Source organism: Bacillus sp. J14TS2, from assembly GCF_018333015.1.
Lineage (GTDB): Bacteria > Bacillota > Bacilli > Bacillales > Bacillaceae_C > Lederbergia.
Genome location: NZ_BORE01000041.1, coordinates 1 through 1,912 on the forward strand (window position 1 = coordinate 1; position 1,912 = coordinate 1,912).

General features: G+C 37.0%; 1 protein-coding gene. It reads left to right on the top strand.

The annotated features are described in order from the left end of the window. Positions 1–114 precede the first annotated feature (114 nt). Entirely contained in the window at positions 115–1,830 is a 1,716-nt protein-coding gene (locus KI375_RS26935; RefSeq protein WP_212976433.1) for an IS1634 family transposase, read from the top strand. The last annotated feature ends 82 nt before the right edge of the window (positions 1,831–1,912 follow it).

Sequence of the window (1,912 nt, forward strand, 5' to 3'; positions counted from 1 at the left end):
ACAAAAGCCTTGATAGGGCTTTATTTTTTTGTCAAATTTTCCCTTTAGTTATTTCGTAACACTTCGTAACATGTTATAATATAGGTAACTAAAGCTGGTTTAAGGAGCGATTCTATGCGCATTAAAGTAAGTCGTTCTAAGAATTCTATATCTTATTTTGTGATTAAGGATGTTTATCGAAATAATAAAAGAACAACCAAAGTCGTTGAATCCTTGGGAAATCACGAAGAAATTTTAAAAAGACATCCTGGCACAGATCCCTATACCTGGGCCAAAGAATATGCCAAAAAATTAACACTAGAAGAAAAAGAAAATAATCATAAAATCATGGCGAAATACGACCCTAGTAAGCAAATTGAGCTAGGTAAACAAACGCTCTTCAATACTGGTTATCTTTTTTTACAATCTATTTATCATGAGTTAAAACTGGATAAAGTTTGTCAGGAAATTTCACGAAAATATGAATTTGAATATGATCTGGGCGAGATCCTCACGCGGCTTCTCTATTTGCGTATTCTGCATCCTACTTCTAAAAAAGGCACATTTGAACACGCAAAGGATTTACTGGAACCCGCACATTTCCAGTCCCATCAAATATACCGGGCTCTCAACGTCCTCGAAGAACAATCAGACTTTATTGAGGAAAAGGTTTATAAAAATAGCTTGAATGTAGTCGGGCGGAACACACAAGTTCTTTATTATGACTGCACGAATTTTTTCTTTGAGATTGAAGAAGAAGATAGCTTGAGGGAATATGGTGTTTCGAAAGAAAACCGCCCGAATCCAATCGTTCAAATGGGATTGTTTATGGATGGATCCGGCCTCCCACTCGCTTTCAGTATGAATCCCGGGAGTACCAATGAACAACCAACATTGAAGCCTTTGGAAAAGCGCATTTTGAAAGACTTTAATCTCTCCAAGTTTATCGTATGTACGGACGCTGGCCTTTCTTCGAACGGTAACCGGATATACAACACCTATGGAGAACGTGCATTTGTGACCACACAATCGATTAAAAAACTAAAGAAGTTTCTTAAGGAGTGGGCTTTAGACTCGGAAGGATGGCGAATACCTGGGAGTCATAAAAAAATGAATTTGGATGATATCCGTCAACTCGAAAATGACAAAAGAACCTATTATAAAGAGCAGTGGATAAAAGAAAATGATCTAGAACAAAGGCTAATTGTCACCTATTCGCCTGTTTATGAACGATATCAATCATCCATTCGGGAGAAACAAATTGAGCGAGCGATCAAAAAAATAGACAAGCCGGCCTCTTTGAATAAACAACATCAAAATGATCCAAAAAGGTTCATAAAATCCACCCATGTGACGGATGATGGGGAGATTGCAGATAAAAACCAGGTGGTTTTGAATCAAGAACAAATAGATAAGGAATCGATGTATGATGGATTCTATGCGGTATGTACCAATCTCGAATCTCCCATTGAAGAAGTGATTAAAATTAACCAAGGGAGATGGGAAATTGAAGAGACATTCCGCATATTAAAAAGTGAATTCCGAACTCGACCTGTTTATTTACAAAGGGAATCCCGCATAAAAGCACATTTTCTGACCTGTTTTCTGTCCCTAATGATTTATCGTATTTTGGAAAAAAAGGTAGATGAACGATTTACTTGCCCTGAATTAGTCAGCACATTGAGGAATATGAACATGCGTGAGTTAGATGGAGAAGGATACATACCAGCATTTACCCGAACAGAAATTACCGATGCACTGCATGATGCCTTTGGCTTTAGGACTGACTTCGAAATAGTAACCCAAAAAAATATGAAAAACATTTTAAAACAAACCAAAAAAGGAAAATAGTACGCAGTTTTAGCCTCTAAAAAAGCCGCTTTAAGTGTTGATTTTACAACACTTAAAGCGGTTTTAGGTGTCAAAGATGAGA